25 protein-coding genes and 2 tRNA genes are annotated in these 26633 nt (G+C 58.3%); 16 read left to right on the top strand and 11 right to left on the bottom strand.

The annotated features are described in order from the left end of the window. Window positions 1-52 precede the first annotated feature (52 nt). From E3U32_RS17330 to E3U32_RS17315, 4 genes are all read left to right on the top strand, one after another. Entirely contained in the window at window positions 53-1066 is a 1014-nt protein-coding gene (locus E3U32_RS17330) for a LacI family DNA-binding transcriptional regulator (RefSeq protein ID WP_134349765.1), read from the top strand. Window positions 1067-1200: 134 nt separating this feature from the next. After that, the gene (gene hydN, locus E3U32_RS17325; protein ID WP_029739520.1) at window positions 1201-1746 is read left to right on the top strand and encodes an electron transport protein HydN; all 546 of its coding nucleotides are present in this window, start codon (window positions 1201-1203) and stop codon (window positions 1744-1746) included. A gap of 6 nt (window positions 1747-1752) precedes the next feature. After that, a complete protein-coding gene (hypF, locus tag E3U32_RS17320; RefSeq protein WP_134349764.1) occupies window positions 1753-3969 on the top strand; it encodes a carbamoyltransferase HypF in 2217 nt (738 codons plus the stop codon). Window position 3970: 1 nt separating this feature from the next. Continuing rightward, complete coding sequence (locus tag E3U32_RS17315) at window positions 3971-4993, top strand: HoxN/HupN/NixA family nickel/cobalt transporter (protein WP_134349763.1); 1023 nt, start codon at window positions 3971-3973, stop codon at window positions 4991-4993. Here E3U32_RS17315 and E3U32_RS17310 read toward each other — a convergent pair. The 4 genes from E3U32_RS17310 to norV form a co-directional block, all read right to left on the bottom strand. Continuing rightward, window positions 4966-6630: an SgrR family transcriptional regulator gene (locus E3U32_RS17310; protein WP_134349762.1), complete on the bottom strand. Its 1665-nt coding sequence runs from the start codon at window positions 6628-6630 to the stop codon at window positions 4966-4968. The genes E3U32_RS17315 and E3U32_RS17310 overlap by 28 nt on opposite strands. A gap of 159 nt (window positions 6631-6789) precedes the next feature. Next, the gene (locus tag E3U32_RS23660; RefSeq protein ID WP_166790956.1) at window positions 6790-6948 is read right to left on the bottom strand and encodes a hypothetical protein; all 159 of its coding nucleotides are present in this window, start codon (window positions 6946-6948) and stop codon (window positions 6790-6792) included. A 277-nt stretch (window positions 6949-7225) separates the two neighbouring features. After that, a complete protein-coding gene (norW, locus tag E3U32_RS17305; RefSeq protein ID WP_134349761.1) occupies window positions 7226-8359 on the bottom strand; it encodes an NADH:flavorubredoxin reductase NorW in 1134 nt (377 codons plus the stop codon). Next, entirely contained in the window at window positions 8356-9789 is a 1434-nt protein-coding gene (gene norV / locus E3U32_RS17300; protein ID WP_134349760.1) for an anaerobic nitric oxide reductase flavorubredoxin, read from the bottom strand. Before norV ends, norW begins: the two co-directional genes overlap by 4 nt. A gap of 187 nt (window positions 9790-9976) precedes the next feature. Between norV and norR the strand changes: the two genes are divergently transcribed. After that, a complete protein-coding gene (gene norR / locus E3U32_RS17295; protein ID WP_134349759.1) occupies window positions 9977-11491 on the top strand; it encodes a nitric oxide reductase transcriptional regulator NorR in 1515 nt (504 codons plus the stop codon). On the opposite strand, the gene gutQ is transcribed toward norR, so the two are convergent. The 7 genes from gutQ to srlA form a co-directional block, all read right to left on the bottom strand. Continuing rightward, the gene (gene gutQ, locus E3U32_RS17290; protein WP_134349758.1) at window positions 11488-12453 is read right to left on the bottom strand and encodes an arabinose-5-phosphate isomerase GutQ; all 966 of its coding nucleotides are present in this window, start codon (window positions 12451-12453) and stop codon (window positions 11488-11490) included. The genes norR and gutQ overlap by 4 nt on opposite strands. Then, window positions 12446-13219 (bottom strand): glucitol operon DNA-binding transcriptional repressor SrlR, encoded by a 774-nt coding sequence (gene srlR / locus E3U32_RS17285; RefSeq protein ID WP_134349757.1) that lies wholly within the window; start codon window positions 13217-13219, stop codon window positions 12446-12448. The genes gutQ and srlR overlap by 8 nt, the downstream gene beginning before the upstream one ends. A gap of 63 nt (window positions 13220-13282) precedes the next feature. Then, window positions 13283-13642, bottom strand: coding sequence for a transcriptional regulator GutM (gutM, locus tag E3U32_RS17280; RefSeq protein ID WP_134349756.1), 360 nt, complete (start codon window positions 13640-13642; stop codon window positions 13283-13285). Between the two features lie 91 nt (window positions 13643-13733). Beyond that, window positions 13734-14513 (bottom strand): sorbitol-6-phosphate dehydrogenase, encoded by a 780-nt coding sequence (gene srlD / locus E3U32_RS17275; protein ID WP_023294411.1) that lies wholly within the window; start codon window positions 14511-14513, stop codon window positions 13734-13736. Between the two features lie 15 nt (window positions 14514-14528). Further along, a complete protein-coding gene (gene srlB / locus E3U32_RS17270; protein ID WP_047173860.1) occupies window positions 14529-14891 on the bottom strand; it encodes a PTS glucitol/sorbitol transporter subunit IIA in 363 nt (120 codons plus the stop codon). Window positions 14892-14903: 12 nt separating this feature from the next. After that, complete coding sequence (srlE, locus tag E3U32_RS17265; RefSeq protein WP_059312440.1) at window positions 14904-15863, bottom strand: PTS glucitol/sorbitol transporter subunit IIB; 960 nt, start codon at window positions 15861-15863, stop codon at window positions 14904-14906. Further along, a complete protein-coding gene (gene srlA, locus E3U32_RS17260; protein ID WP_023333189.1) occupies window positions 15860-16423 on the bottom strand; it encodes a PTS glucitol/sorbitol transporter subunit IIC in 564 nt (187 codons plus the stop codon). Before srlA ends, srlE begins: the two co-directional genes overlap by 4 nt. Window positions 16424-16676: 253 nt before the next feature. On the opposite strand from srlA, the gene mltB reads away from it, so the two are divergent. The 11 genes from mltB (at window position 16677) to E3U32_RS17205 (ending at window position 26499) form a co-directional block, all read left to right on the top strand. Then, on the top strand, window positions 16677-17777 hold the full coding sequence (gene mltB, locus E3U32_RS17255; RefSeq protein ID WP_208527919.1) for a lytic murein transglycosylase B: 1101 nt from the start codon (window positions 16677-16679) through the stop codon (window positions 17775-17777). Between the two features lie 271 nt (window positions 17778-18048). Next, complete coding sequence (locus E3U32_RS17250) at window positions 18049-18702, top strand: metal ABC transporter ATP-binding protein (protein ID WP_134349754.1); 654 nt, start codon at window positions 18049-18051, stop codon at window positions 18700-18702. After that, the gene (locus E3U32_RS17245) at window positions 18699-19559 is read left to right on the top strand and encodes a metal ABC transporter permease (protein WP_059312443.1); all 861 of its coding nucleotides are present in this window, start codon (window positions 18699-18701) and stop codon (window positions 19557-19559) included. Before E3U32_RS17250 ends, E3U32_RS17245 begins: the two co-directional genes overlap by 4 nt. A 14-nt stretch (window positions 19560-19573) precedes the next feature. After that, window positions 19574-20452 carry a metal ABC transporter substrate-binding protein gene (locus E3U32_RS17240; RefSeq protein WP_134349753.1) on the top strand — a complete coding sequence of 293 codons (879 nt, stop codon included), beginning with the start codon at window positions 19574-19576 and terminating at the stop codon, window positions 20450-20452. A 130-nt stretch (window positions 20453-20582) separates the two neighbouring features. Beyond that, window positions 20583-21080 carry a nicotinamide-nucleotide amidase gene (gene pncC, locus E3U32_RS17235; RefSeq protein WP_109844694.1) on the top strand — a complete coding sequence of 166 codons (498 nt, stop codon included), beginning with the start codon at window positions 20583-20585 and terminating at the stop codon, window positions 21078-21080. 89 nt (window positions 21081-21169) lie between these two features. Continuing rightward, entirely contained in the window at window positions 21170-22228 is a 1059-nt protein-coding gene (recA, locus tag E3U32_RS17230) for a recombinase RecA (RefSeq protein ID WP_047646223.1), read from the top strand. Between the two features lie 68 nt (window positions 22229-22296). Then, the gene (recX, locus tag E3U32_RS17225) at window positions 22297-22797 is read left to right on the top strand and encodes a recombination regulator RecX (RefSeq protein ID WP_134349752.1); all 501 of its coding nucleotides are present in this window, start codon (window positions 22297-22299) and stop codon (window positions 22795-22797) included. A 131-nt stretch (window positions 22798-22928) separates the two neighbouring features. Continuing rightward, window positions 22929-25556, top strand: a complete 2628-nt coding sequence (gene alaS, locus E3U32_RS17220; protein ID WP_134349751.1) for an alanine--tRNA ligase — start codon at window positions 22929-22931, stop codon at window positions 25554-25556. A 241-nt stretch (window positions 25557-25797) separates the two neighbouring features. Next, window positions 25798-25983, top strand: coding sequence for a carbon storage regulator CsrA (csrA, locus tag E3U32_RS17215; RefSeq protein ID WP_000906486.1), 186 nt, complete (start codon window positions 25798-25800; stop codon window positions 25981-25983). Between the two features lie 342 nt (window positions 25984-26325). Continuing rightward, window positions 26326-26418: transfer RNA gene (locus E3U32_RS17210), tRNA-Ser, on the top strand. 4 nt (window positions 26419-26422) lie between these two features. Continuing rightward, a tRNA-Arg gene (locus E3U32_RS17205) sits at window positions 26423-26499 on the top strand. Window positions 26500-26633: the final 134 nt, after the last annotated feature.

The following is a 26633-nucleotide window of genomic DNA, read 5'->3' as shown; positions in this document are numbered from 1 at the left end:
TTCCCTGCGGTGCAGTACACTGCGCTCCATCAGATTCAGACGGAATAACAACATGACCACGATGCTTGAAGTGGCGAAGCGGGCAGGCGTTTCGAAAGCCACGGTGTCCCGGGTGCTGTCGGGAAATGGCTATGTCAGCCAGGAGACCAAAGACCGGGTGTTTCAGGCCATTGAAGAGAGCGGCTATCGCCCGAATTTACTGGCGCGCAACCTGGCGACCAAACGTACCCAGACGCTGGGGCTGGTGGTGACGAACACCCTTTATCACGGCGTTTACTTTAGCGAACTGCTGTTTCACGCCGCGCGCATGACCGAAGAGAAAGGGCGGCAGCTGATCCTCGCGGACGGCAAGCACAGCGCGGATGAAGAGCGCGAAGCGATCCAGTATCTGCTCGATATGCGCTGCGACGCGGTGATCATCTATCCGCGTTTCCTGAGCGTGGAAGAGATGGATGAGATCGTCGAGAAGTGCGAGCAGCCCATTATGGTGCTCAACCGCCGCCTGCGGAAAAACAGCAGCCACAGCGTCTGGTCCGATCATAAAGCCTCCAGCCAGGACGCGGTGGCACAGCTGATTGCGAAAGGGCACCGGGAGATCGCGTTTATTACCGGCTCGCTGGATTCCCCCACCGGGGTTGAGCGTCTCTCCGGCTACAAAGACGCGCTGGCACAGCACGGTATTCCGCTGCGCGAGGAGCTGATTGCGCAGGGGAAGTGGAACCCCGCCAGCGGTGCGGCGGCGGTGTCCGAACTGCTTGCTCGCGGTGAACGCTTTACGGCGCTGGTGGCGAGTAATGACGACATGGCAATCGGCGCCATGAAGCAGCTGCACGACAGCGGCGTTGCCACTCCTGACGCGGTATCGGTGATCGGTTTCGACGACGTGGCCATCGCGCCTTATATCGTGCCGTCGCTCTCCAGCGTTCGCATCCCGGTGACGGAGATGATCAAAGAAACCATCAGCCGCCTGATCTTCATGCTCGACGGCGGTGAGTTTAAATATCAGCAAACCTTCTCAGGCGAGCTTATCCTGCGCGACTCGGTTATTGACGGCCCGCACCGCTGATGTCGACAGCTGTCATCGTCATAAGTGACGATGACAGCGCCAGTGTGATTTATAAAATATCATTAAATCAACAGGTTAATAATTGGCACGGTTTATGAATATCTCCGCGCATAACTGTAATGCTGGAGAAGCAGATGAACCGTTTTATTATGGCCGATGCCAGTAAGTGTATTGGTTGCCGTACCTGTGAAGTAGCGTGCGTGGTTTCCCATCAGGCGGAGCAGGATTGCGCGTCGCTTACCCCTGACACCTTCCTGCCGCGGATTCACGTCATCAAAGGCGTGAATATTTCCACCGCCGCTATCTGTCGTCAGTGCGAAGACGCCCCGTGCGCGAACGTCTGCCCGAACGGGGCGATCAAACGCGAGAAAGGCTTTGTGCACGTGATGCAGGAGCGCTGCATTGGCTGCAAAACCTGCGTGGTCGCCTGCCCGTACGGCGCGATGGAGGTGGTGGTCCGTCCGGTGGTCCGCAACAGCGGAATGGGGCTGAGCGTGCGCGCGGACAAAGCCGAAGCTAACAAATGCGACCTCTGCTACCACCGCGACGCCGGCCCGGCCTGCATGGAAGCTTGTCCGACGCACGCGCTGGTCTGCGTGGATCGCGACAAGCTGGAACAGATGAGCGCCGAAAAGCGCCGTCGCGCGGCATTCGACACCTCCTCATCGCTGCTGTTCTGAGCCGTCATGTGCAGTAACGGCATACAGTTGCGCGTGCGCGGTAAAGTGCAGGGCGTGGGGTTTCGTCCCTTCGTCTGGCAGCTGGCGCAGGCGCTTCAGTTGACCGGTGACGTCTGCAATGACGGAGAGGGCGTGCTGGTGCGCCTCGCGGGTAATGGGGGGGCCTTTACCGCGAGGCTGTGCCAGGACTGTCCACCGCTGGCGCGTATTGACGCCATCGACGCGCAGCCCTTCACCTGGACGCGTGTGCCGACGGAGTTTACCATCCGCCACAGCGCGGGCGGGGCGATGGACACCCAGATTGTGCCGGATGCCGCGACCTGTCCGGCGTGTCTGGCTGAAATGCGCGATCCGCGCGAGCGTCGCTATCGCTACCCGTTTATCAACTGCACCCACTGCGGGCCGCGGTTTACCATTATTCGCGCCATGCCCTATGACCGCCCGGCGACGTCGATGGCGGCATTCCCGCTCTGCGCGCCGTGTGAAGCGGAGTACCGCAATCCTGCCGACCGACGTTTTCACGCCCAGCCGGTGGCCTGCCCGGACTGCGGGCCCGCGCTTGAGTGGCGGGCGGGCGATGTTACTGCTGCCCGCGAGGCTGCGCTGAGCGCGGCGGTGAAGGCGCTGAAAAACGGCGGTATTGTTGCCATCAAAGGGCTGGGGGGCTTTCACCTCACCTGTGATGCACTGAATCCCCAGGCTGTCGCGACGCTTCGCTCACGCAAGCTGCGTCCGGGTAAACCGCTGGCGGTGATGATCCCAAATGCCGACGCGTTACCCGAGTCGATCCAGAGGCTGCTCGGCTCACCCGCCGCACCCATCGTGCTCATGCCGAAAGCGTGGCTGCCTGACTTCCCTGAGGCTATCGCACCGGGTCTGGATAGCGTGGGCATCATGCTGCCCGCCAATCCGCTGCAGCATCTTCTGATGATGGACTGCCAGCGCCCGCTGGTGATGACCTCCGGCAACCTCAGCGGCAGACCGCCTGCCATCAGTAATCAACAGGCGCTGGATGAACTTGGCGACATTGCGGACGGCTTCCTGCTGCACAACCGCGACATCCTGCAGAGAATGGATGATTCGGTGATGGATCGGGATGGGGCAGTATTGCGCCGCGCGCGCGGTTTTGTGCCCGATGCCATCACGTTGCCTGCGGGTTTTGACAATATCCCCGCCATATTGTCTACCGGTGCCGAAATGAAGAATACATTTTGTCTGGTGCGGGGGAACCTGGCGGTGCTGAGCCAGCATTTTGGCGATCTCAGTGACGAAGGTGTCGAAGCGCAGTGGTGCGGTGCGCTCTCGACGATGCAGGACATCTACGCCTTTCAGCCGGAGCGTGTGGTGTGCGATGCCCATCCGGGCTATCACACACAACAATGGGCGCAAGCGCAGGCGCTGCCGGTCGAAACCGTACTGCACCATCACGCCCACGCGGCGGCGTGCCTGGCGGAAAACGGCTGGCCGCGTGAGGGCGGAGACGTTATCGCCCTCACGCTGGACGGGATCGGCATGGGCGAGAACGGCGCGCTGTGGGGTGGGGAGTGCCTGCGGGTGAACTATCTCGAGTGCGAACGTCTGGGAGGGCTGCCAGCCGTTGCGCTGCCGGGGGGCGATCTCGCGGCGCGGCAGCCGTGGCGCAATCTGCTCGCCCACTGTCTGGAGTTTGTCCCTGACTGGCAGCGATACCCGGAAACGCGAGCGGTACAGCGCCAGAACTGGCCGCTGCTGGCGACGGCTATCCAGCGCGGCGTCAACGCGCCGCGGGCCTCCTCGTGCGGTCGCCTGTTTGATGCGGTCGCCTGTGCGCTGGGTATCGACTCGCAAACCTGGGAAGGTGAAGCGGCCTGCCGGCTGGAAGCGCTGGCGGCACAGTGCAACGGAGTGGAACACCCGGTTACGCTTGCGGTGGATAACCTCGCGCGCTTCTGGCAGCAGTGGCTGAACTGGCAGGCGGAGCCGCGCGAGCGCGCGTGGGCGTTTCACGATGCGCTGGCAAAAGGGCTGGCGGATCTCGCCGCGTTCCATGCCCGACGCTTGTCGCTATCGACAATCTGCCTCAGCGGCGGCGTGTTGCACAACCGTTTGCTGCGCGCGCGCCTGCGTCATTATCTTTCTGACTTTACGCTTCTTTTTCCTTCGCGCTTGCCTGCAGGCGACGGAGCGATCTCCTTCGGGCAGGCGGCGATCGCCGCCGCCCGGTCATGTTCACAAAGGACTTAAAATGTTACGACTCTTACGCAATGAACCTCGCGCCGCGCTTCTGCTGCTGGCTCTGGTAATGGCAAACCTGCTGGCCTGGGGATGGGCATGGCACACCTTCAGCGACAGCACGGCGCTGATGGCGGCCAGCCTGCTGGCCTGGTGCTACGGGCTGCGTCATGCGGTGGATGCCGACCACATTGCAGCCATTGATACCGTGACGCGTAAGATGATGCAGCAGGGGAAACGCCCGTCCGGCGTGGGGGCGTGGTTCTCGCTGGGGCACTCTACCATCGTGGTGCTGGCCTCGATTGCCATCGCTGCGACCGCCACGGCGTTTCAGAAAAACATGGAATGGTTCCACGAAACCGGCAGCCTGATCGGCACGGCGGTGTCGGCGACCTTCCTGCTGGCGATGGCGCTGGTGAATATGGTGATCCTGCGCGGCGTCTGGCGCAGTTTCCAGGCGCTGAAAAACGGCAGGCCGGTGCAGGGGGACGTCACGCTCCCGGCGCAGGGCGGGGTGATGAACTGGCTGTTTGGCGCGACGTTCCGCCTGGTGAATAAAAGCTGGCAGATGTACCTGGTCGGTTTTCTGTTTGGCCTGGGGTTTGATACCGCGACCGAAATTGGCGTGTTGGGCATTTCTGCCGCCAGCGCCTCTCACGGGATGTCGGTCTGGGCAATCATGATCTTCCCGGCGCTCTTCGCGAGCGGCATGGCACTGGTGGATACCCTCGACAATTTGCTGATGGTGGGCGCCTACGGCTGGGCGTTTGACAAGCCGCAGCGCAAGCTCTACTACAACATGACCATTACCGGCACCTCCGTGGTGGTGGCGCTGTTTATCGGCGGGCTGGAAGCGCTGGGTCTGCTGATGGATAAATTCGCCCTCAGCGGCGGCGTCTGGGATGTGATTGGCGCGGTAAACGACAACCTGGGCAACGCCGGGTTTGTGGTGGTCGGGCTGTTTGTTGCCTGCTGGCTGATCTCCATGGTCAACTACCGCTGGCGCGGCTACGACGCGCTGGTGGTACGTTCCTGAGCGGGCGGCAGCCAGGCGCGGGTAAAATCAAGCCAGCCGCTGGCGGTCAGCACAATGCCCTGCACGTTTTCCAGGGTATTAAGACGATAGCGGTAGTGGAACAGCGGCGTGCAGGCGCCGCTTTCGAGCAGGCGCTGAAAGAAGATGGGGAGATGCGTTTGCAGGCTTTCTTCGCTTTCGCAATAGGTCATCAGCGTCTGCTTCGCCTTTTGCCACGGGACCTGCCCCAGCGCGGTGGCCCACGCGGGCTCCTCCGTAAACCACTCTGCCAGCGCAAACTCCGGCACCTCGCCCGCCAGATAATCCCCCAGTAAGATATCCGCCTGCGCCAGCGCGTCGGGGGCATGCCACGCCTCACGGTCTTTCCAGCGGATGGTGACGTCGCAGCCGCGCTTTTTCAGGCGCGTTTGCAGCATGCTGGCCAGATCGCACAGTCCCGGCGCGCGGTAGCAGACCAGCGACAGGGTAGCGGGAAGGGGGACGTCGGACGTCTCCGCAAACGCGGGCGTCGCGATGCCGGGCAAAATTTCCGTACGGGTGTCGATATCATCCCGGCGGATGTACTCCTGATTAATATGCTGAATTTCCTGACGCAGCCAGGCAGCCAGCGGCTGTGGTAGCCCGGCATTCAGCATCAGCCAGGCGAATCCTCCGCTGGTGGAGGTGACGGACTCCCGGGCGTTTTCTCCTTTACCTACGGTTATCCACGCAGGTTTTTCCGTCTCGCTGCGGGTTCGCCAGAACTCTATTGCATGCAGCAGCGGGTGCGCCGCAAAGTACCACGGCTGGCGCTCAAGGCGCAGGTAGTGCGAGTGGTGATGGGCGATAGCAAAAGGACCTGCGCCAATAGTCGGCTGCTGCGGATGCGGCAGGCGACAGGCGTGATGCGCGAGACGATGCGCCAGCATAGCATCGGGGGCGTTGAGTGCGATCTCCAGACACCAGGGGGCGACAAGCGACACCTGCTGAACGTGCGCGAGCCCCGCGTTGCGCGCCGGGTCGGCCAGCAGCTGGTGCAGCGCGGCGAGAATATCTTCATCGCTGATGGCTTGCCCGTTGTGCCAGTGCGCGCCGCTGCGCAGATAAAAACGCCAGCAGCGCATGTCGTCGCGGGTATCCCAGTGATGGGCTAAATCCGCAACCGGCTGCGGGTTGCCTGGCGCGTAGCGCGTCAGCCCCGCGTGGACCGCGCAGATAATATGCTGTTCGGCGCGGCGGCGCTGGAGCGCCGGATGCAGCGACGTGAGCGGGCGATACCACGGAATGCGCAGCGTCGGCTGGTGTTTAAGCCATTTACCGCCTAAAAACGGGGTGATGATGTGGTGCAGGCTGGCGGGGTCGCCATCGGCCAGCTGCAGCGCGCTCTGGTAATCTCCTTTCTCCAGGCAGGCGTGCATCAGCGGCGCGCTCAGCTCGCTGGTGGTCGTCAGGCAGTGCAGGATGGCGCGATGCCCGCGTCCCGGCTGCGCGTTCCAGCTCAGCCAGCCGCTTTGCGCGAGCTGGCGCAACAGGGTGCGCGCATGGCGTTCGCTGCACAGCGCAACCTCCGCGACTTCCGCGATGGTCGTGGGCATTGGCACAGCGCCGTAGTGCTGATAAAGCCGTTGATACTGACGGATTTTCTGAAGCTGACGCATAGCGGCATACCGAAAAAGAAAGATGCTGAGAGTGTAGGGCTTTTTGCGGAATAAATAAGGCCGGGATGAATAAAGTGTTCCGGTTTTTTGCCCGGCAGCGCTACGCTTGCGCGGGCCTACGGGCTTTGTAGGCAGGGTAAGCGTAGCGCCACCCGGCAATTACTGCTCAGGTTTACTTACTGGTTCTATCAACTCGCGCAGACGCTCAATGCGGGCTTCCGGGCTCAGATAAAGCCAGCGGAATAAAATATGTTCCGCATTCTTCGTTTGCTGAAAATAACGAGAAAGATAATTGAGTTCTTTATTAAAAGTCGCCATGATTCGCCTCCGGCTGATTAATACCTTTTCAGCGTAAGCCGGATGCGAATAATAAAACAGGGTGATGTTTTTCAGCTGTTCCGCATTTAAGTATTAATGGAAATAATAAATTAGGGATGAATAGCGATGATTTATCTGTTTTGTATTTATTTGGTGAATAGAATGCGCAAAAAAAAGCCCCGGGACAGCGGGGCGGCGGACAATAAAATCCAAAGGTTAAGTAAGCGTGGCCGTGCTGTAGGCCCGGTAAACGAAGCGTCACCCGGCAAAGCGAGGGTTAAGAAGGTAACAATTTCAGCAGAGCGAAAGCCTCCTTCATCCGGTCTTCACTGACGACAAAGGCGCGCATCTGGCCCTCGTTATCCGCGCCTCGCGCGACCATTCCTTCTGGCTCGAGGGTTATTTGCCAGTTCAGATCCTGACGCTGTGTTTCACCGGCAAGATGCAGCGGTAATTCCGGCGTTTTGACTTTAACCAGCATGGCGGGTAATTTCAGCGGCGCGCTGCCGCCGAGCAGGTTTTTCGCCAGATACATCGCACTTAATTGAATTGGCTGTAAAAAGGGCAGCACCTGACCGTTAATTTCAGCGCAGTCGCCTAACGCGTAAACATCGGGCTGCGTGGTTTGCAGGTAGCTATCTACCTTCACGCCGCGCTGTGTTTCCGCGCCGGCACGGTGAGCCAGCCCGGTTTCCGGGCGTAGTCCCGTCGCGGCAACCACGACATCCACCTCAACGCTGCGGCCGCCGTCAAGCGATGCGCGAATGCCGCCTTCGGTTTTAGTGAGGCCCTGCAGCTGCGATTTGAGCAGCAGATGGACGCCCATGTCGGTCAAACGATGCTGTAAGCGGCTGCTAACCTCTGCGGGCATCAGCGCCGACAGAATGCTCGCCGCGTGGTCAACCAGGGTAACGGCTTTACCTGCCCGGCAGAAATCCATCGCCAGTTCGGTGCCAATCAGGCCGCCGCCGACAATCATTACGCGCTTCGCGTCGCGAAGCCCCGTTTCGCTGGCCTGATACTCCTGCTGGCTGTTGAGCGTGATCATCAGCTCGCGGCCTGCAACCGGCGGTACGAAAGCAGAGGCCCCCGTGGCCAGCACCAGCTTGTCGTACTGCCAGGTTTTCTCTTTCGCTTTCACTACGTGGGCATCGGCGTCGATTTCGGTGACCCAGGTGTACGGAAACAGACGCAGGTTAAACTGCTCCGCGAACTCCCCCGCCGTCTGGCGGGTGAGGTCTTCGGCGCGCTGATTCTGGCTGATGACGTGGCTTAAATCAGGCTTGTTGTATTCATCCATGCTGTCGGCGGCAATCACCGTCAGCGGTACGTTAGCATCCTGTTTACGGATATTTTTCACCAGCTGGCGGGCGGCAAAGCCCGAGCCGATGATGACGATGCCGTTGCTCATTTTGCCTCCGTACCCAGTTCATCAAAGACGTCTTTACCGAGGGAGCATTCCGGGCAGAGGAAGTTGTCCGGCACGTCACTCCACGGCGTGCCCGGTGCGACGTCCTGCAGCGGCTCGCCCAGCTCTGGATCGTAGATCCACTGGCAGACGCTGCACTGCATGCGTGGGCCGAGATCGGCGGCCGCGGCACAGGCCTCCTGCTGTTCGGTCGGTTTCGCAGCTTGTGGAAGCGGTGCGAGCGCCCACTGTCGGGCAATATCGCGGCCGTGCTGGCGGCAGATCTCCAGGGCATCGATATCCGGGCGCCACTTGGCCTTCAGGCTCATGGACATCTCAAAGCCCGCATCCTGTAAACGGGTGGAGAGACGGTCTACCGCGCCGCCGCTCCAGCCGTGGGAGCCAAAGGCGCTGGCGCGTTTGTTACGAAAGCGCAGGCCGGTCATCTCTTCCACAAGGCCGGCAATTTTCGGCATCATTACGTTGTTCATGGTGGAGGTACCCACCAGCACGCCTTTAGAGCGGAAGACGTTAGTGAGGATGTCGTTTTTATCGCTGCGCGCCACGTTGAAGATCTTCACCGCCACGTTCGGATCCACCTCGTTAATGCCCTGTGCAATGGCGTCCGCCATCATGCGGGTGTTGTTGGACATGGTGTCGTAGAAAATCGTGATGCGGTCTTCCTGATAATCCGCCGCCCATTTCAGGTACAGCTCCACAATCTGGGTTGGGTTTTCACGCCACACCACGCCGTGGGAGGTGGCAATCATATCCACCGGCAGGTTAAAGCCGAGGATCTCGGTGATTTTTGGCGTGACCAGACGGCTGAACGGGGTCAGGATGTTGGCGTAGTAGCGCTGGCACTGCTCGAACAGTTCGGTCTGATCCACTTCGTCGTTGAACAGGCGCTCGTCACAGTAGTGCTGGCCGAAGGCGTCGTTGCTGAACAGCACCGCGTCGCCGGTCATGTAGGTCATCATGCTGTCCGGCCAGTGCAGCATCGGGGTTTCTACGAAGATCAGCTGTTTGCCGTTACCGATATCCAGGGTGTCACCGGTTTTCACGGTGTGGAAATTCCACTCAGGATGGTGGTGGTGACCGTTGATCGAGTCGATAGCGTTGGTGGTGCAGTAGATCGGGGTGTTCGGAATGTAAGACATCAGCTCGGTCAGCGCGCCGGCGTGGTCCTCTTCCGCGTGGTTGATGATGATGTAGTCGATGGCGTCGAGATCGATTTCGCTGCGCAGGTTCTGCACGAACTCGCGGCTGAATTTGTGATCGACGGTATCGATCAGCACGTTTTTACCTTCCCGGATGAGATAGCTGTTGTAGCTGCTGCCGCGCAGCGTTTTGTACTCCGTCCCGTGGAAATCGCGCACTTCCCAGTCACGTTGCCCCACCCAATGAATGTTATTTTTAACCAGAATAGACATAGCAACCTCAGCGTAATATCGCGTTTTTCAAATAAGATGGCTTGCTTATATCAAGTTGCGTGCCAACTTTTATTCTATTGATTTTAATAGGTTATTATTTTCATGACTCTTAATGGGTAGTCATTATGACTATCAAGATTGCGGTCAATATGACAATATGGATTGTCAAAATGACAGCGAGGTAGACATGAGCTTTTCCGTAGAGGTGCTGGCGAAGATCGCCATTGAACTGCAAACCGGTATTGGGCATCAGGACCGCTTTCAGCGGCTGATCTCCACGCTGCGCCACGTGCTGGCGTGCGATGCCTCGGCGCTGCTGCGCTACGAGGGGCGGCAGTTTATTCCGCTGGCTATCGACGGGCTGTCCAGGGACGTTCTCGGGCGGCGTTTTACTCTTGAAGGTCATCCGCGGCTGGAGACCATCGCCCGGGCGGGTGACGTGGTGCGTTTCCCGGCGGACAGCGATCTGCCCGACCCGTACGACGGCCTCATTCCAGGCCAGGAGAGCCTGAAGGTGCACGCCTGCATCGGCCTGCCGCTGTTTGCCGGGCAAAACCTGATTGGGGCACTGACGCTCGACGGTATGTCGCCGGACCAGTTCGATACCTTCAGCGACGAAGAGCTGCGCCTGATTGCCGCGCTGGCCGCCGGGGCGCTGAACAACGCCCTGCTGATTGAACAGCTTGAGAGCCAGAACATTCTTCCCGGCAGCCCGGCGGCGTTTGAGCAGGTGGCGCACACGGAGATGATCGGCCTTTCGCCGGGCATGACGCAGCTCAAAAAGGAGATTGAGATTGTCGCCGCCTCCGATTTGAACGTGCTGATCTTCGGGGAAACGGGTACCGGTAAAGAGCTGGTGGCGAAATCCATTCACGAAGCCTCGCCGCGCGCGGTGAACCCGCTGGTGTACCTCAACTGCGCCGCGCTGCCGGAGAGCGTGGCGGAAAGCGAGCTGTTTGGTCACGTCAAAGGGGCGTTTACCGGGGCCATCAGCAACCGCAGCGGCAAGTTTGAAATGGCTGATAACGGCACGCTATTTCTGGATGAAATTGGTGAGCTCTCCCTGTCGTTACAGGCCAAACTCCTGCGCGTGTTGCAGTACGGCGATATCCAGCGCGTGGGGGATGACCGCAGCCACAGAGTGGACGTGCGCGTGCTGGCGGCGACGAACCGCGACCTGCGTGAAGCGGTGCTGGCCGGGAACTTCCGCGCTGACCTGTTCCACCGCCTGAGCGTGTTCCCGCTAACCGTGCCGCCGCTGCGCGAACGCGGGGACGACGTGCTGCTGCTGGCGGGCTTTTTCTGCGAGCAGTGCCGTCTAAGGATGGGGTTGTCTCGCGTGGTGCTAAGCCCGGGGGCGAGAGCGCATCTTCTGAGCTACGGCTGGCCGGGCAACGTGCGCGAGCTGGAGCATGCGTTTCACCGTGCGGTGGTGCTGGCGCGGGCGGCGCGTTCGGGTGATGAGGTGGTGATCCACGCGCGTCATTTTGCGTTGCACGATGACGCCGTACAGACGGTGGCCCAGCGTGTGCCAGAGAGTGTAAATGAGAACCTGCGCGAGGCGACGGAAGCGTTCCAGCGCCAAATGATTACCCGCGCGCTGGAGCAGAACAACCGCAGCTGGGCGGCGTGCGCGCGGGCGCTGGAGATGGACGTCGCCAACCTGCACCGGCTGGCGAAGCGTCTCGGACTGAAGGGTTAGATAATCCCGGCCTGGTAGAAATCCTGCAGGTTAATGGCACCGCACAGCCTGCCGGTGTCATCCACCACCGGCGCGGCGGTGATCTTGCGCTTCATCAGCACCTCTTTGGCCTCAATGGCGCGGCTCTCGGCGCTCAGCGTCAGCCCGCCCTGGGTCATCGCTTCCGAAACCCGCGCTTCCAGCCTGCCGCCGCCCACCAGCCAGCGGCGGAGGTCTCCATCGGTAAAGACGCCCTTCACGAAGCCGTCATTGTCACATACCGCCACCAGGCCCAGGCCGGTGCGGCTGAGCTCCAGCATCGCGTCCATGACGCTGGTATCGAGTTTGACCTGCGGAATGGCATCGTCAGTTCGCATCAGGTGGTGAACCCTATTGAGCAGGCGTGCCCCAAGCGCTCCGGCCGGATGCGAACGGGCAAAATCTTCTTCGTTAAAGCCGCGCGCCTGCATCACCGCCATCGCCAGCGCGTCGCCCATCATCAGCGTGTTGACGGTGCTGGAGGTGGGGGCGAGGTGCATCGGACAGGCTTCGCGCTCAACGGAAATATCCAGCGTCGCTTTGGCGGCCAGCGCAAGGGGCGAGCGGGACTTCCCGGTCATCGCCAGCAGAGCGACCGACTTTTCCTGCAGACGTGGAATAATGAGATCCAGCTCTTTAGCCGAACCGGAGTAGGAGATAAACAGCATCACGTCGCGGCTTTCGATCATCCCCAGATCGCCGTGCAGCGCTTCTGCCGGATGCACGAAGAAAGCGGGCGTCCCGGTGCTGGCCAGCGTCGCGGCAATCTTTTTGCCGATATGGCCGGATTTCCCGATGCCCGCCACAATCACTTTACCCTCGCAGTGGATAATGGTGTTGGCGGCGCGGACAAAATCCTCGCCCAGACGTTCCGGCAGGCGGCTGGCTTCCTGCAGCTCCAGCATCAGCGTCTGGCGGCCCGTTTCTAACAGAAAATCACTCATCTCTCTCTCCGGTTACGATCACGTCGATGCCTTTCTCTTCCAGCGCTTTTTTGAACGCCGGGTCGATACCCGCGTCGGTAATCAGTTTGTCGACGCTTTCCAGGCTACAGACAATGTTGGGGCTTTTGCGGCCAAACTTCGAGGAGTCTGCCATCAGGATCACTTCCCGCGCGGCGTTGCACATCGCTTTACTGACGCTGAACACCTCGTTGAAGGTGGTGACGCCCGCGCTCAGGTCGATGCCGTCGGTGCCCATAAACAGTTTATCAAAGCTAAAGTGGTCAAAGGCGTTCTCGGCCAGCTGACCGTGAAACGACGCGGATTTTTTACGGAAGGTGCCGCCGGGCATCAGGATAGTTTGCTCGCTGTCGAATTCCGACAGGGCGTTGACGATGTGCAGGCTGTTGGTCATCACCGTGATGTTATTAAAGCGGTTGAGCAGGGGGATCATCTGCAGGACGGTGCTGCCAGCGTCGAGGATAATGGAGTCGCCATCGTGGATAAATTTCACCGCCGCTTCGGCGATCAGCGCCTTCTGGTGGGTGTTGATCAGCGTTTTGTGATCGATAGGCGGGTCCGCTTCGTCCTTATTGAGCACCACGCCGCCGTAGGTTCGAATAACGGCGCCAGAGTTTTCGAGCAATACCAGGTCCTTGCGTATTGTCGTGCCGGTGGTGTCAAAGTAGTGGGCCAGATCCTCTACCGAGCATTTTCCCTGCTTTTGCAGATGCTCGAGAATGGCCGCCTGCCGCTGACGAGGTTTCATAGGCGCTTCGTTCCTTAGGTTGCGAAATGATAATTTCGCAAGTCTATAGCTTTCACAACGAAATTATCCATGTTTCAGATTAAGCGCTAATGATAGTGCATTCTGACAGAGTAGATCATGGGGAAAGATCACATCAGGCCGCAATTCCTGCAACGAAATGCCTTTGATTGCCTGGATTTTCACCGGTCTGGCGAAGACGGTCATGCCGCGCATGATCAGGGAATCGCAGACGTTATTGTTTTCATCCAGCGCAACAGCAACGACGACCCGCGGTTTGAAGCGTCCGCCGGAACGTCCGACGCCCACGCGGCCTTTCTGGCAGAGGGCGTCAAACGCGCGGTTAAACTGGTGGATCTGCCAGCCGCCAAACGCCATCTGGCAGATCCAGGCGAGGGCGGCGACGGTGATGAGTGCGGTTACCATATCGGCTCCTTAACTGCCGGGTGGCGGCTGCGCCTTACCCGGCCTACGGGGATTGTAGCCCCGGTAAGCGCAGCGCCACCGGGGAATGAACTCAGAACATCACCTGCCCGCCGGTGACGTTAATCGACTGCCCGGTGCAGTACGAGGCTTTCGGGCTGGCGTAAAACAGCAGCATGTTCAGCACGTCCTGATAGTCGCACCCGCGCTTCAGCGGCACTTTATCGATGTAGTACTGCTCCACCTCTTCTGCTTTGATGCCAAGCTTGGTGGCGTACTGCGGCAGCAGAGACTGGAACATCGGCGATTTCAGCAGGTTGCCCAGCATCAGCGAGTGAACGGTAATGCCGTATTCAGCCAGATCCAGCGCCAGAGACTGCGTCAGCCCCACGCCGCCAAACTTTGCCGCGCTGTAGCCGGAGTTGTGCTTGCTGCCTACCTTCCCTGATTTTGAATTGATCTGAATGATGCGCCCCTGAATGCCGTCGCGGATCATCAGACGGGAAAACTCGCGGGCGCAGAGGAAATAGCCCACCAGGTTCACCTGCAGCGAGCGGTCAAAATCCCCCAGCTCGAAATCGCTGATAAAGGCCGCTTTCGCAATTCCCGCGCTGTAGACCAGCAGGTCGGTACGTCCAAAAATTTCGTCCACGCCGCGAGCCAACGCCATCACGCTCTGCTCGCTGGTGGCGTCGGCACCAAAGCCGTACGCCATCCCTTCACCAAACTCGGTGTTGATGGTATCCGCCACGCGGGCGGCTTTTTCACTTTGAATGTCCACTACCGCCACGCGGTAACCCTCTGCGGCAAGCCCACGGCAGAGGAACTCGCCTAAGGTTTGTCCCCCACCAATGACAACGGCAACCTGACTCATGTGATTCTCCTTAAATTACGCAACAAATTTTAACGTGCAGCCTGGGATGACAGCCTGCGGAACCGGGCCCGCCACGTGAACCGTACCGGGATACTCCGCCTGCGGCTGGCCGTCAAAACGCAGGGTGATATGGCCCAGCTCGCGCAGGTTTTGCTCGGCCACGTCGCCAACGGCGGTCACGGCATAGCGCGCCTCGCCCAGCTCCAGCTGGCTACCGGCCTTCAGCTCGCCTTTCAGCTCGCCGTGGCAGTGGATAAAACAAAACTCTTCAATATCCGCCGGGGCGCCTTCCCGGAAGGTGATCAGCATCTGGTCGCTCAGCGCGTCGGCGGCGCTCTGGCCGATGCGGGTAATGGTGGTCTGGTAAATCACGGTCATGGCTGGAACCTCTTATTGATAAATAAAGCCGGAGACAAACCAGGCAATCAGCACCGTCGGTGCGCCCGTCAGGAAGCGGCTGACCAGTACGGACGGGACGCCCACGCGCACGGTGTCCTGGCGCGCTTCAGCCAGCGACAGCCCAACGGGGATGAAGTCGCACGCCGCCTGGGCGTTAATGGCAAACAGGGCGGGCAGGGCGAGGTGCGGGGGAATATTGCCCAGGCCAATCTGCACGCCAATCAGCACGCCGATGACCTGGGCAATGACCGCGCCCGGGCCGAGGAACGGCGACAGCAGCGGGAAGGAGCAGATCAGCGCCAGCGTCACCAGCCCGAGCGGGTGGCTGGCGAGAGGGGCGAGGCCGTGGGCAATCCAGTCACCCAGGCCGGACGCCATGATGATGCCGATGAGTGCCGAGACGAACGCCATAAACGGCAGGATAGTTTTCAGCACCGTGTCGATGGTGTCGCGCCCGGACTGGAACAGCACCGCCACGGCGGAACCCATGCCCATCCCGACCTTCGCCAGTAGCCCGTCGCTCTGCTCGGTGATCTTCTTGCTGGTGTCGTACTCGCGCGGGGCCGCTTTTTGCGGCGCGGGAGTGCCATTCACCAGAGTGATGTTGTCCTCTTTCACCCCAGACACATAAATGTCTTCAAGGATGTACTGCGCCAGCGGGCCTGATTTTCCGGTGGAGTGAATATTCACCGTTGGAATGCGACGCTTCGGATAGATGCCGCAGCGCAGGGTGCCGCCGCAGTCGATGACCGCCACGCCGATTTCCGCTTCCGGCGGTTCGCCTTCTTTGAAGCCGTCGACCGCTTCCCAGCCGGTCAGCTCGCGCAGCTTATCGACGATCGCCGGGCGCGTACCCGCGGTGATATAGACGATCTTTTTGCCTTCGGTGGCGTCGAACTCTAGCGGGCCGCCCCAGCCGCCCGTGCCTTTCTCAATGCGGATCCGGTTCATGCTGTGGCTCCTGAAAGATGGACTTTCTGTTCAAGCTGGATGCCCATTTTTTTCTCGAAAATGGCGGTGGTGAGGTCCGTCACCCAGCCGCGGAAGAAGTTGGTCACCAGACCAACCAGCAGATAGCTCACCGCCAGCGGGCCGAGCGGCAGGCCAAGGGTGGTGAGGCCACTGGCGATCCCGAGGTAGACAAACAGCTCGCCTGGGTTGATGTGCGGGAATAGGCCGTTCATGGAATGGCAGCTGTAGGAGGCGGCGGCGTAATAACTCGGCTTGTACTTTTCTGGCATGAAGCGACCAAGGCTTAAGGTCATCGGGTTGCAGAACACGAAGGTGCCGATGAAGGGTAAAACCAGGTAGCGGGACAGCGGGTTCCCGGCGCAGCGCTGGGCGAAGCGTTCGATGCGCTGCTGGCCGATAAAGTTAATCAGCGCGTTCATGATCACCAGCAGGCTGATCAGCAGGGGCAGGATCCCGGTCACCATGCCGGTGAACACTTCTCCGCCTTTCTGAAACAGCCCGATGAACCACTCGGCGCCGTGGGTGATGGTTTCTATCATTCTTCTCTCCTGTGGGGCTTTTTTGTTTTTGTCTGACTGCGGTTAATAATAATCACTTTGAAAGGTTTTAAAGTGTTAGTTAGATCTCACAATGAAAGAAAAATGGATTATTTTGAAAGTTTATTGATGGGGTGAATGGTTTTCGGTGGAAAAAAGGGCGGATTTGCGTTGGGTAGGTGCGTACCGCTTCCTTGAGGTGTTGCGGATGCTTTACCATACTGGGTTCTTATCGAACCCGTTAAATGGATGTCTCATGTTCAAGCGTCGTTATGCAGCGCTGTTGCCTGCGCTTATTCTGCTGTCTGCCTGTAGTAGCAAACCTAAGACCGAAGCCGTTCAGCAAACGGCGGGCGCGCCTTCCGGGGGATTCCTGCTGGAGCCGCAGCACAATATGATGCAGATGGGCGGCGACTTCGCCAATAACCCGGCGGCCGAGCAGTTCATCGATAAAATGGTGAGCAAACACGGCTTTGACAGACAGCAGTTGCACGAAATTTTGTCGCAGGCCAAGCGTCTGGACTACGTGTTGCGCCTGATGGACAGGCAGGCGCCGACGGCTCAGGTGCCGAGCGGGCCGAACGGTGCGTGGCTGCGCTATCGCAAACAGTTTATTACCCCGGACAACGTGCAAAACGGCGTGGCGTTCTGGAATCAGTATGAAGATGCGCTTAACCGCGCGTGGCAGGTGTACGGCGTACCGCCGGAAATCATCGTCGGGATTATCGGCGTGGAAACCCGCTGGGGCCGCGTGATGGGGAAAACCCGCATCCTTGACGCGCTGGCGACGCTCTCCTTTAACTATCCACGCCGTGCGGAGTATTTCTCTTCCGAGCTGGAAACCTTCCTGCTGATGGCGCGAAGCGAACAGGACGACCCGCTCGATCTGAAAGGGTCGTTTGCCGGTGCGATGGGCTACGGCCAGTTTATGCCGTCCTCCTATAAAGAATATGCCGTCGACTTTAACGGGGATGGTCATATCAACCTGTGGGATCCGGTGGATGCCATCGGCAGCGTGGCAAACTACTTTAAAGCGCACGGCTGGACGCCGGGCGGACAGGTGGCGGTGCAGGCTAACGGCGAGGCGTTTGGTCTGGATAACGGCTTCAAAACTAAGTACAGCGTCGCACAGCTGACGGCGGCGGGCTTAACGCCAACCCAGCCGCTGGGCAATGTTGATCAGGTGAGCCTGCTGCGTCTGGACGTAGGAACCGGCTATCAGTACTGGTACGGCATGCCGAACTTCTACACCATCACCCGTTATAACCACAGCACCCACTACGCAATGGCGGTGTGGCAGCTGGGGCTGGCGGTATCGCAGGCCCGCGTGCCGGCAGCGTCGCCGTTTAGTCAGTAAGTCGTCTTATTCCTCCCTCTCCCTGTGGGAGAGGGCTGGGGTGAGGGCACCCCGCGCCCGTCCTGGTTTTCTCAGAAACATTTCGCCACACTCCCTTTTCAACGCGCCATTTACATCTCAATCGCCTTTCATTATTGTTATGTTATAACATTTAATGTGGTATCGAGATGTCAACGTCCCTTTTTTCTCTCTCTGCGCTGGTTCGGCTTTTGCTGGCGCTGGTACTTGTTGTTTTCATCGGGCTGGCCGTGCGCTGGGCGGTGGCACTGCCATGATTGTGATGAATGCGCTCACGACGGGTTATGACCGAGGATCCGTTACGCGTCCTCTTTCGGGTGTGATTGAACGGGGAAGCATGACCGCCATTATCGGCGCTAACGGCTGCGGGAAATCCACGCTGCTGAAAACGCTGGCAGGGTTTATTCCTCCCGTGAGCGGCGGTTTCCACTGGCAGGGAAAGCGCCCGGTGATTGGCTGGCTGGCGCAGCGTCACGCGCTGGAGGCGCAGTTTCCGCTGACCGTACAGGACGTCGTAAGTATGGGCTGCTGGCCGGGTATTTCGCTTTTTTCCGGGTTTCGTCGGGAAACGCGGTTGCGCATCAGGAGCGCGCTGGAGCGCGTCGGGCTGGAATCCATGGCGTTATCCACCATCGATGAACTTTCCGGCGGTCAGTTTCAGCGCATGCTGTTTGCACGCGTCCTGGTGCAGCAGGCGCCGCTGGTGATGCTTGATGAGCCCTTTACCGGAGTCGATGAAGCCACCTGCAACGTGCTGATGGATTTGATGCTGGAAATGTATATGCAGGGGCAAACGCTGCTCGCGGTACTCCACGACAGCGAGCGCGTGTCGCGCCACTTCCCGCAGACGTTACGGCTGGACGCTGACATTCCCCAATGGAAAACCGAACGGGTGAGGGTGGCATGATCTGGCATCTCTTTTTTCAGCCGTTTATTGAGTACGGCTTTATGCGTCGCGCGCTGGTGGTTTGCCTGGCGCTTTCTGTCAGCACCACCGCACTCGGCGTGTTTCTTCAGCTGCGTCGCATGAGCCTGATGGGCGACGCGCTTTCTCACGCCATTTTGCCGGGTGTCGCCGTGGGATACCTGCTCAGCGGCATGTCGCTGTTGGCGATGAGTATTGGCGGTTTTATCGCGGGAATTACCGTAGCGCTGATGGCCGGTCTGGTCAGCCGACGCACGCCGCTTAAAGAGGATGCCAGCTTTGCCGGGTTTTATCTTGGCTCACTGGCGCTGGGCGTCACGCTGGTGTCGCTTCGCGGGTCGAATGTCGATCTGCTGCATCTGCTGTTTGGATCCATCCTCGCCGTGGACAATGACGCCGCGCTGTTCGTCACGGGCGTTTGCATGTTCACCCTTATCACGCTGGCGATTTTCTATCGCGGGCTGGTCACGGAAGCGTTTGATACCGCCTGGCTACAGGTGAACGCCCGCTGGCTGCCTGGCCTGCTGCACGGGCTGTTTCTGGCGCTGCTGGTCCTTAACCTGGTGGCGGGTTTTCAGGTCCTCGGTACGCTGATGGCCGTCGGGCTGATGATGCTGCCAGCCGTGGCGGCCCGCTGCTGGGTGCGCACGCTGCCAGGGTTACTCCTGATGGCGGGCATCAGCGGTATTTTCTGCGCATGGCTGGGGTTGAGCCTCTCCTGGGCGATGAGTTTACCTGCCGGGCCATCCATCGTGCTCACCGCCAGCGCGCTGTTCTTTATTTCCATTTTATTGGGTACGCGAAGCAGGCTCGCTGGCAGTCTGCGCGCGCTTTTTTAACGCAAGGGGAAACGATGAAACGTACAGGATTAATTATGGCGCTCGCGCTGGGGATGATGTCGCACGGCGTGATGGCGAAAACGCTGAATGTGGTCACCAGCTTTTCGATACTGGGGGACATCACGCAGGAGGTGGGCGGTGACCATGTCAACGTGACGACGCTGGTTGGGCCTGACGGCGATCCGCATACCTTCGAACCGTCACCGAAAGACAGCGCGGCGCTCAGCAAGGCTGATGTGGTGGTGGTGAACGGTCTGGGTCTGGAGGGCTGGCTCGACCGTCTGGTGAAGGCCTCCGGATTTAAAGGACAGCTTGTGGTGGCATCGACCGGGGTGAAAACGCACACCCTGGAAGAAGAGGGCAAAACCGTGACCGATCCGCACGCGTGGAACAGCGCGGCGAACGGGGCGCTGTATGCACAAAATATTCTGAACGGGCTGGTGAAAGCCGATCCGCAAGATAAAGCCGCGCTGGAAGCCTCCGGAAAAGCGTATATCGCGCAGCTTAACCAGCTGGATAGCTGGGCTAAAACGCGCTTCAGCCAGATCCCGCAGGCGAAGCGTAATGTGCTGACCAGCCATGACGCGTTCGGCTATTTTAGCCGTGCCTATGGCGTGACCTTTATGGCGCCGCAGGGGCTCTCGTCTGAGAGCGAGGCCAGCGCGGCGCAGGTCGCAGAGATTATCAATCAGATTAAAGCCGACGGTGTGAAAACCTGGTTTATGGAAAACCAGCTCGATCCGCGTCTGGTGAAACAGATTGCGTCGGCGACAGGCGCACAGCCGGGGGGCGAACTTTACCCGGAAGCGCTGTCGGCAAAAGGTGGAGTGGCAGACACCTACGTTAAGGCGTTTCGCCACAATGTGAACACCCTCGCAGACAGCATGAAATAACCTTCTTGCTGGCCGGTGCGCCCGCACCGGCTTTTTTCTGAAGCCCCCTCGTAAAACCTGAAGCGTATCCCCATATCTGACGAGAAAGTGCTATCTTGTGCAGCACGTTTTTCTGATGCCTGGAGCGAGAATGACTGACCATGAATTGATGCAGCTGAGCGAGATAGTTGGCCTTGCGCTTAAGCAGCGTGGCGCGACAATCACCACAGCGGAATCCTGCACCGGCGGCTGGGTGGCGAAAGCGATTACCGATATTGCCGGCAGTTCCGCCTGGTTTGAACGCGGTTTTGTGACCTACAGTAACGAAGCTAAAGCACAGATGATTGGCGTACGTGAATCCACGCTGGAACAGCATGGCGCGGTCAGCGAACCGGTGGTGATCGAGATGGCCATTGGTGCGCTCAAAGAGGCTCGGGCAGATTACGCGATTTCCATAAGCGGCATCGCAGGCCCGGACGGCGGCAGCGACGTAAAGCCTGTCGGCACCGTGTGGTTTGGGTTTGCCACCGCCAAAGGGGAGGGGATCACCCGCCGGGAGTGCTTTAGCGGCGATCGCGAAAGCGTGCGTCGTCAGGCCACCGTTTATGCGTTAAAAACGCTCTGGCAACAATTTCTACAAAACACTTGATACTGTATGACCATACAGTATAATTGCACCAACAGAACAGAAATCCACGGTGAAGCACAGTCGCTTCTCCCGGCATGACAGGAGTAATAATGGCTATCGACGAAAACAAACAGAAAGCGTTGGCGGCAGCACTGGGCCAGATCGAAAAGCAATTCGGTAAAGGCTCCATCATGCGCCTGGGTGAAGACCGTTCCATGGATGTGGAAACCATCTCCACCGGTTCGCTTTCTCTGGATATCGCGCTGGGCGCTGGCGGTCTGCCTATGGGCCGTATCGTAGAAATCTACGGGCCAGAGTCCTCCGGTAAAACCACCCTGACGCTGCAGGTGATTGCCGCGGCACAGCGCGAAGGTAAAACCTGTGCGTTTATCGATGCCGAGCACGCGCTGGATCCTGTTTATGCCCGTAAGCTGGGTGTAGATATCGACAACCTGCTGTGTTCTCAGCCGGACACCGGTGAGCAGGCGCTGGAAATTTGTGATGCGCTGGCGCGTTCTGGTGCCGTTGACGTTATCGTAGTCGACTCCGTTGCTGCGCTGACGCCAAAAGCCGAAATCGAAGGTGAAATCGGTGACTCTCACATGGGCCTCGCGGCACGTATGATGAGCCAGGCGATGCGTAAGCTGGCGGGTAACCTGAAGCAGTCCAACACGCTGCTGATCTTCATCAACCAGATCCGTATGAAAATTGGGGTGATGTTCGGTAACCCAGAAACCACGACCGGTGGTAACGCACTGAAATTCTACGCCTCTGTCCGTCTGGATATCCGCCGTATCGGCGCGGTGAAAGAGGGCGAGAACGTCGTCGGTAGCGAAACCCGCGTCAAGGTTGTGAAGAACAAAATCGCTGCGCCGTTCAAACAGGCTGAATTCCAGATCCTCTACGGCGAAGGGATCAACTTCCTCGGCGAGCTGGTTGACCTCGGCGTGAAAGAGAAGCTGATTGAAAAAGCGGGCGCCTGGTACAGCTACAACGGTGACAAAATTGGTCAGGGTAAAGCGAATGCGATCTCCTGGCTGAAAGATAACCCGGCTGCGGCGAAAGAGATTGAGAAGAAAGTGCGTGAGCTTCTGCTGAACAACCAGGACTCCAAACCTGATTTCGTGGTGGATGCCGCGGATGCTGAAGAAACTAACGAAGACTTTTAATTCTCTCGTTTAACGATGAAGGGCTGCTGATGCGGCCCTTTTTGCATTTCTGAATCAGCAGGTTTTTTATGAGTGAACCTACATCACGTCGACCGGCATACTCACGCTTACTGGATCGTGCGGTACGTATTCTTGCCGTCCGTGACCACAGTGAACAGGAGCTACGGCGAAAACTGTCGGCTCCGGTGATGAGTAAAAACGGGCCGGAAGAGATTGATGCCACCGCGGAAGATTATGACCGCGTAATTGCCTGGTGCTACGAGCATCACTATCTCGATGACGAGCGTTTCGCCTCACGGTTTCTCGCCAGCCGCGGCCGCAAAGGATATGGACCCGCGCGCATCCGCCAGGAGCTGAACCAGAAAGGGGTGGCCCGGGAGGCCATCGAAAAAGCGATGCGCGAATGCGACATTGAGTGGTGCGCGCTGGCAAAAGAACAGGCCATGCGTAAATACGGTGAACCGCTGCCGCGTGAATTTTCAGAAAAAGTCAAAATCCAGCGCTTTTTGCTCTACCGCGGCTTTCTGATGGAAGATATTCAGGATATCTGGCGTAATTTTGCCGATTGAACGCATGCGGGATTTTACTTCCCTCCAAAGAAAACTTATCTTATTCCCACTTTTTCCAGTAGCTGGTCTGTCCAACGGTTTACCGATACAGGCTGGCTACGACATTTCGTTAGCTTGATTTCAGGATAATTATGAGCAAGAGCACCGCTGAGATCCGTCAGGCGTTTCTCGATTTTTTCCATAGTAAGGGACACCAGGTTGTTGCCAGCAGCTCCCTGGTACCGAACAACGATCCGACTCTGCTGTTTACCAACGCCGGGATGAACCAGTTCAAGGATGTGTTCCTTGGTCTCGACAAGCGTAATTATTCCCGCGCCACAACCTCACAGCGTTGCGTGCGTGCGGGCGGTAAACACAACGACCTGGAAAACGTCGGTTACACCGCGCGTCACCACACGTTTTTCGAAATGCTGGGTAACTTCAGCTTCGGCGACTACTTCAAACACGATGCCATTCAATATGCGTGGGAACTGCTGACCGGTGAAAACTGGTTCAACCTGCCGAAAGAGCGTCTGTGGGTTACCGTTTATGAAACCGATGACGAAGCCTACGAAATCTGGGAAAAAGAAGTCGGGATCCCGCGCGAGCGTATTATTCGCATCGGTGATAACAAAGGCGCGCCATACGCGTCTGACAACTTCTGGCAGATGGGTGACACCGGCCCTTGCGGTCCGTGCACCGAGATCTTCTACGATCACGGCGACCACATCTGGGGTGGCCCTCCTGGCAGCCCGGAAGAAGACGGCGATCGCTATATTGAGATCTGGAACATCGTCTTCATGCAGTTCAACCGTCAGGCCGACGGTACGATGGAACCGCTGCCGAAGCCTTCCGTTGATACCGGTATGGGTCTGGAGCGTATTGCCGCGGTTCTGCAGCACGTTAACTCCAACTACGAGATTGACCTGTTCAGCACCCTGATCAAAGCCGTTGCGGAAGTCACCGGCGCGACCGACCTGAACAACAAATCGCTGCGCGTTATCGCGGACCATATTCGTTCCTGTGCGTTCCTGATTGCCGACGGCGTTATCCCGTCGAATGAAAACCGTGGCTACGTGCTGCGTCGTATCATTCGTCGTGCAATCCGTCACGGCAACATGCTGGGCGCGAAGGACACCTTCTTCTATAAACTCGTTGGGCCATTGATTGGTGTGATGGGTGCTGCCGGTGATGAGCTGAAACGCCAGCAGGCGCAGGTAGAGCAGGTTCTGAAAACCGAAGAAGAACAGTTTGCGCGTACGCTGGAGCGCGGTCTGGCACTGCTGGATGAAGAACTGGCGAAACTGAAAGGCGACACGCTGGATGGCGAAACCGCTTTCCGCCTGTATGACACCTACGGTTTTCCGGTTGACCTGACGGCGGACGTTTGCCGCGAGCGCAACATTAAAGTTGACGAAGCGGGCTTCGAAGCCGCGATGGAAGAGCAGCGTCGTCGTGCGCGTGAATCCAGCGGTTTCGGTGCGGACTACAACGCGATGATCCGCGTTGATGGCGCGTCAGAATTTAAAGGTTATGAAGCGCTGGAACTGACCGGCAAAGTGACCGCCCTGTTTGTTGACGGTAAAGCCGTGGACAGCATCAGCGCAGGTCAGGATGCCGTTGTTATTCTGGACAAAACGCCGTTCTATGCGGAATCCGGCGGTCAGGTTGGCGATAAAGGCGAACTGAAAGGCAATGGCTTCAGCTTCAGCGTCAGCGACACCCAGAAATACGGTCAGGCGATTGGTCATCAGGGCAAACTGGTTTCCGGTTCTCTGAAAGTGGGCGAGGGCGTACAGGCTAACGTTGATGAAGCTCGCCGTGCACGCATCCGTCTGAACCACTCTGCAACCCACCTGATGCATGCAGCCCTGCGCGACGTGCTGGGTAATCATGTTGCACAGAAAGGTTCTCTGGTTAACGACAAAGTGCTGCGTTTCGACTTCTCGCATTTTGAAGCGATGAAACCGTCTGAAATCCGTGCGGTGGAAGATCTGGTGAACGCGCAGATTCGTCGTAACCTGCCAATCGAAACCCATATCATGGATCTCGAGGCGGCGAAGAAGAAAGGTGCAATGGCGCTGTTTGGTGAGAAATATGACGAACGTGTTCGCGTACTGAGCATGGGCGACTTCTCTACCGAACTGTGCGGCGGTACTCACGCATCCCGCACCGGTGACATCGGCCTGTTCCGCATTGTTTCCGAGTCGGGTACGGCGGCTGGTGTGCGTCGTATTGAAGCGGTGACCGGTGAAGGTGCTATTGCCAGCCTGCATGCGCAGAGCGATCAGCTGCACGACATCGCACAGCTGCTTAAAGGCGATAGCCAGAACCTGGGCGAGAAAGTGCGCGTTGCACTGGATCGCACGCGTCAGCTGGAAAAAGAGCTGCAGCAGCTGAAAGAGCAGGCTGCGGCGCAGGAGAGTGCAAACCTCTCCAGCAAGGCTGTAGACATTAAGGGCGTCAAACTGCTGGTCAGCGATCTGGCGGGCGTTGAGCCTAAGATGCTGCGTACTATGGTCGACGATCTCAAGAACCAGCTTGGTTCTACCGTTATCGTGCTGGCGACAGTGGCAGAAGGTAAGGTTTCTCTGATTGCGGGCGTCTCTAAGGATGTGACCGACCGCGTAAAAGCAGGGGAACTGATTGGTATGGTCGCTCAGCAGGTGGGCGGCAAGGGGGGCGGTCGTCCGGACATGGCGCAAGCCGGTGGTACGGATGCGGCGGCACTCCCTGCAGCATTGGCCAGCGTTGAAAGCTGGGTAAGCGCGAAACTGTAATAACTACAAAGCGCAAGCAGACGCCATAGCGGTAACGTTATGGCGTCTTGTTCACTGTGCTATCGATAACGATAAAGTCAGGTTGAGTTTGTGTATATCGGCTAAACTTACGTTTAACAGAATGTGATGCCGTGACTGCTTACACTTTACGTGTTTGTCATCGCTTACTTTTTGGCGTTATATGATGGATAATGCCGGGATACAAGAGACCCGACTCTTTTAATCTTTCAAGGAGCAAAGAATGCTGATTCTGACTCGTCGAGTTGGTGAGACCCTCATGATTGGGGATGAGGTCACCGTGACAGTTTTAGGGGTAAAGGGTAACCAGGTACGTATTGGTGTTAACGCTCCTAAAGAAGTATCTGTCCACCGTGAAGAGATCTACCAGCGTATCCAGGCTGAAAAATCCCAGCAGTCCAGTTACTGATATTGTCGCGTCTCGCTGTCGGGCGAGACGCAACCCTCCTGTCATTTTTCCTGCTCAAAGTTACCGTTTAATTTCAATCGCTCTCTTTTTAACCACTCCGTTAGCCTTAACTCGTCTCAACACCGCCATTTCTGCACAGGTTTTCTGTGAAGATGCCTGCAAAATCCGCTTATAAAACACCCTCTTTGCGGCTTTTACATGCGAATTGCGTGTGATTTGTGCAAACGATAAAAGCTTTTGGAAAATTGTTTGACTTATAAGTCCCAGAAAGTAATATATGCGCCACGCAGCGACGAGAAGCTCTTAACGAGTTACTCGAAGCACTCGAAAGAGGCGTTGTGTGGTGAGGTGGCCGAGAGGCTGAAGGCGCTCCCCTGCTAAGGGAGTATGCGGTCAAAAGCTGCATCCGGGGTTCGAATCCCCGCCTCACCGCCATTTTGCATCCGTAGCTCAGCTGGATAGAGTACTCGGCTACGAACCGAGCGGTCGGAGGTTCGAATCCTCCCGGATGCACCATCTATTACTTCATATTGCTTTAGAAGTGATATGAATATCGAGCAGTACAGTAGTAAATCCCGATGCATCCGTAGCTCAGCTGGATAGAGTACTCGGCTACGAACCGAGCGGTCGGAGGTTCGAATCCTCCCGGA

The organism is Lelliottia nimipressuralis, from assembly GCF_004402045.1.
GTDB classification, from domain to species: Bacteria; Pseudomonadota; Gammaproteobacteria; order Enterobacterales; family Enterobacteriaceae; genus Enterobacter; species Enterobacter chinensis.
This window is presented reverse-complemented; position numbering and strand designations above follow the sequence as displayed.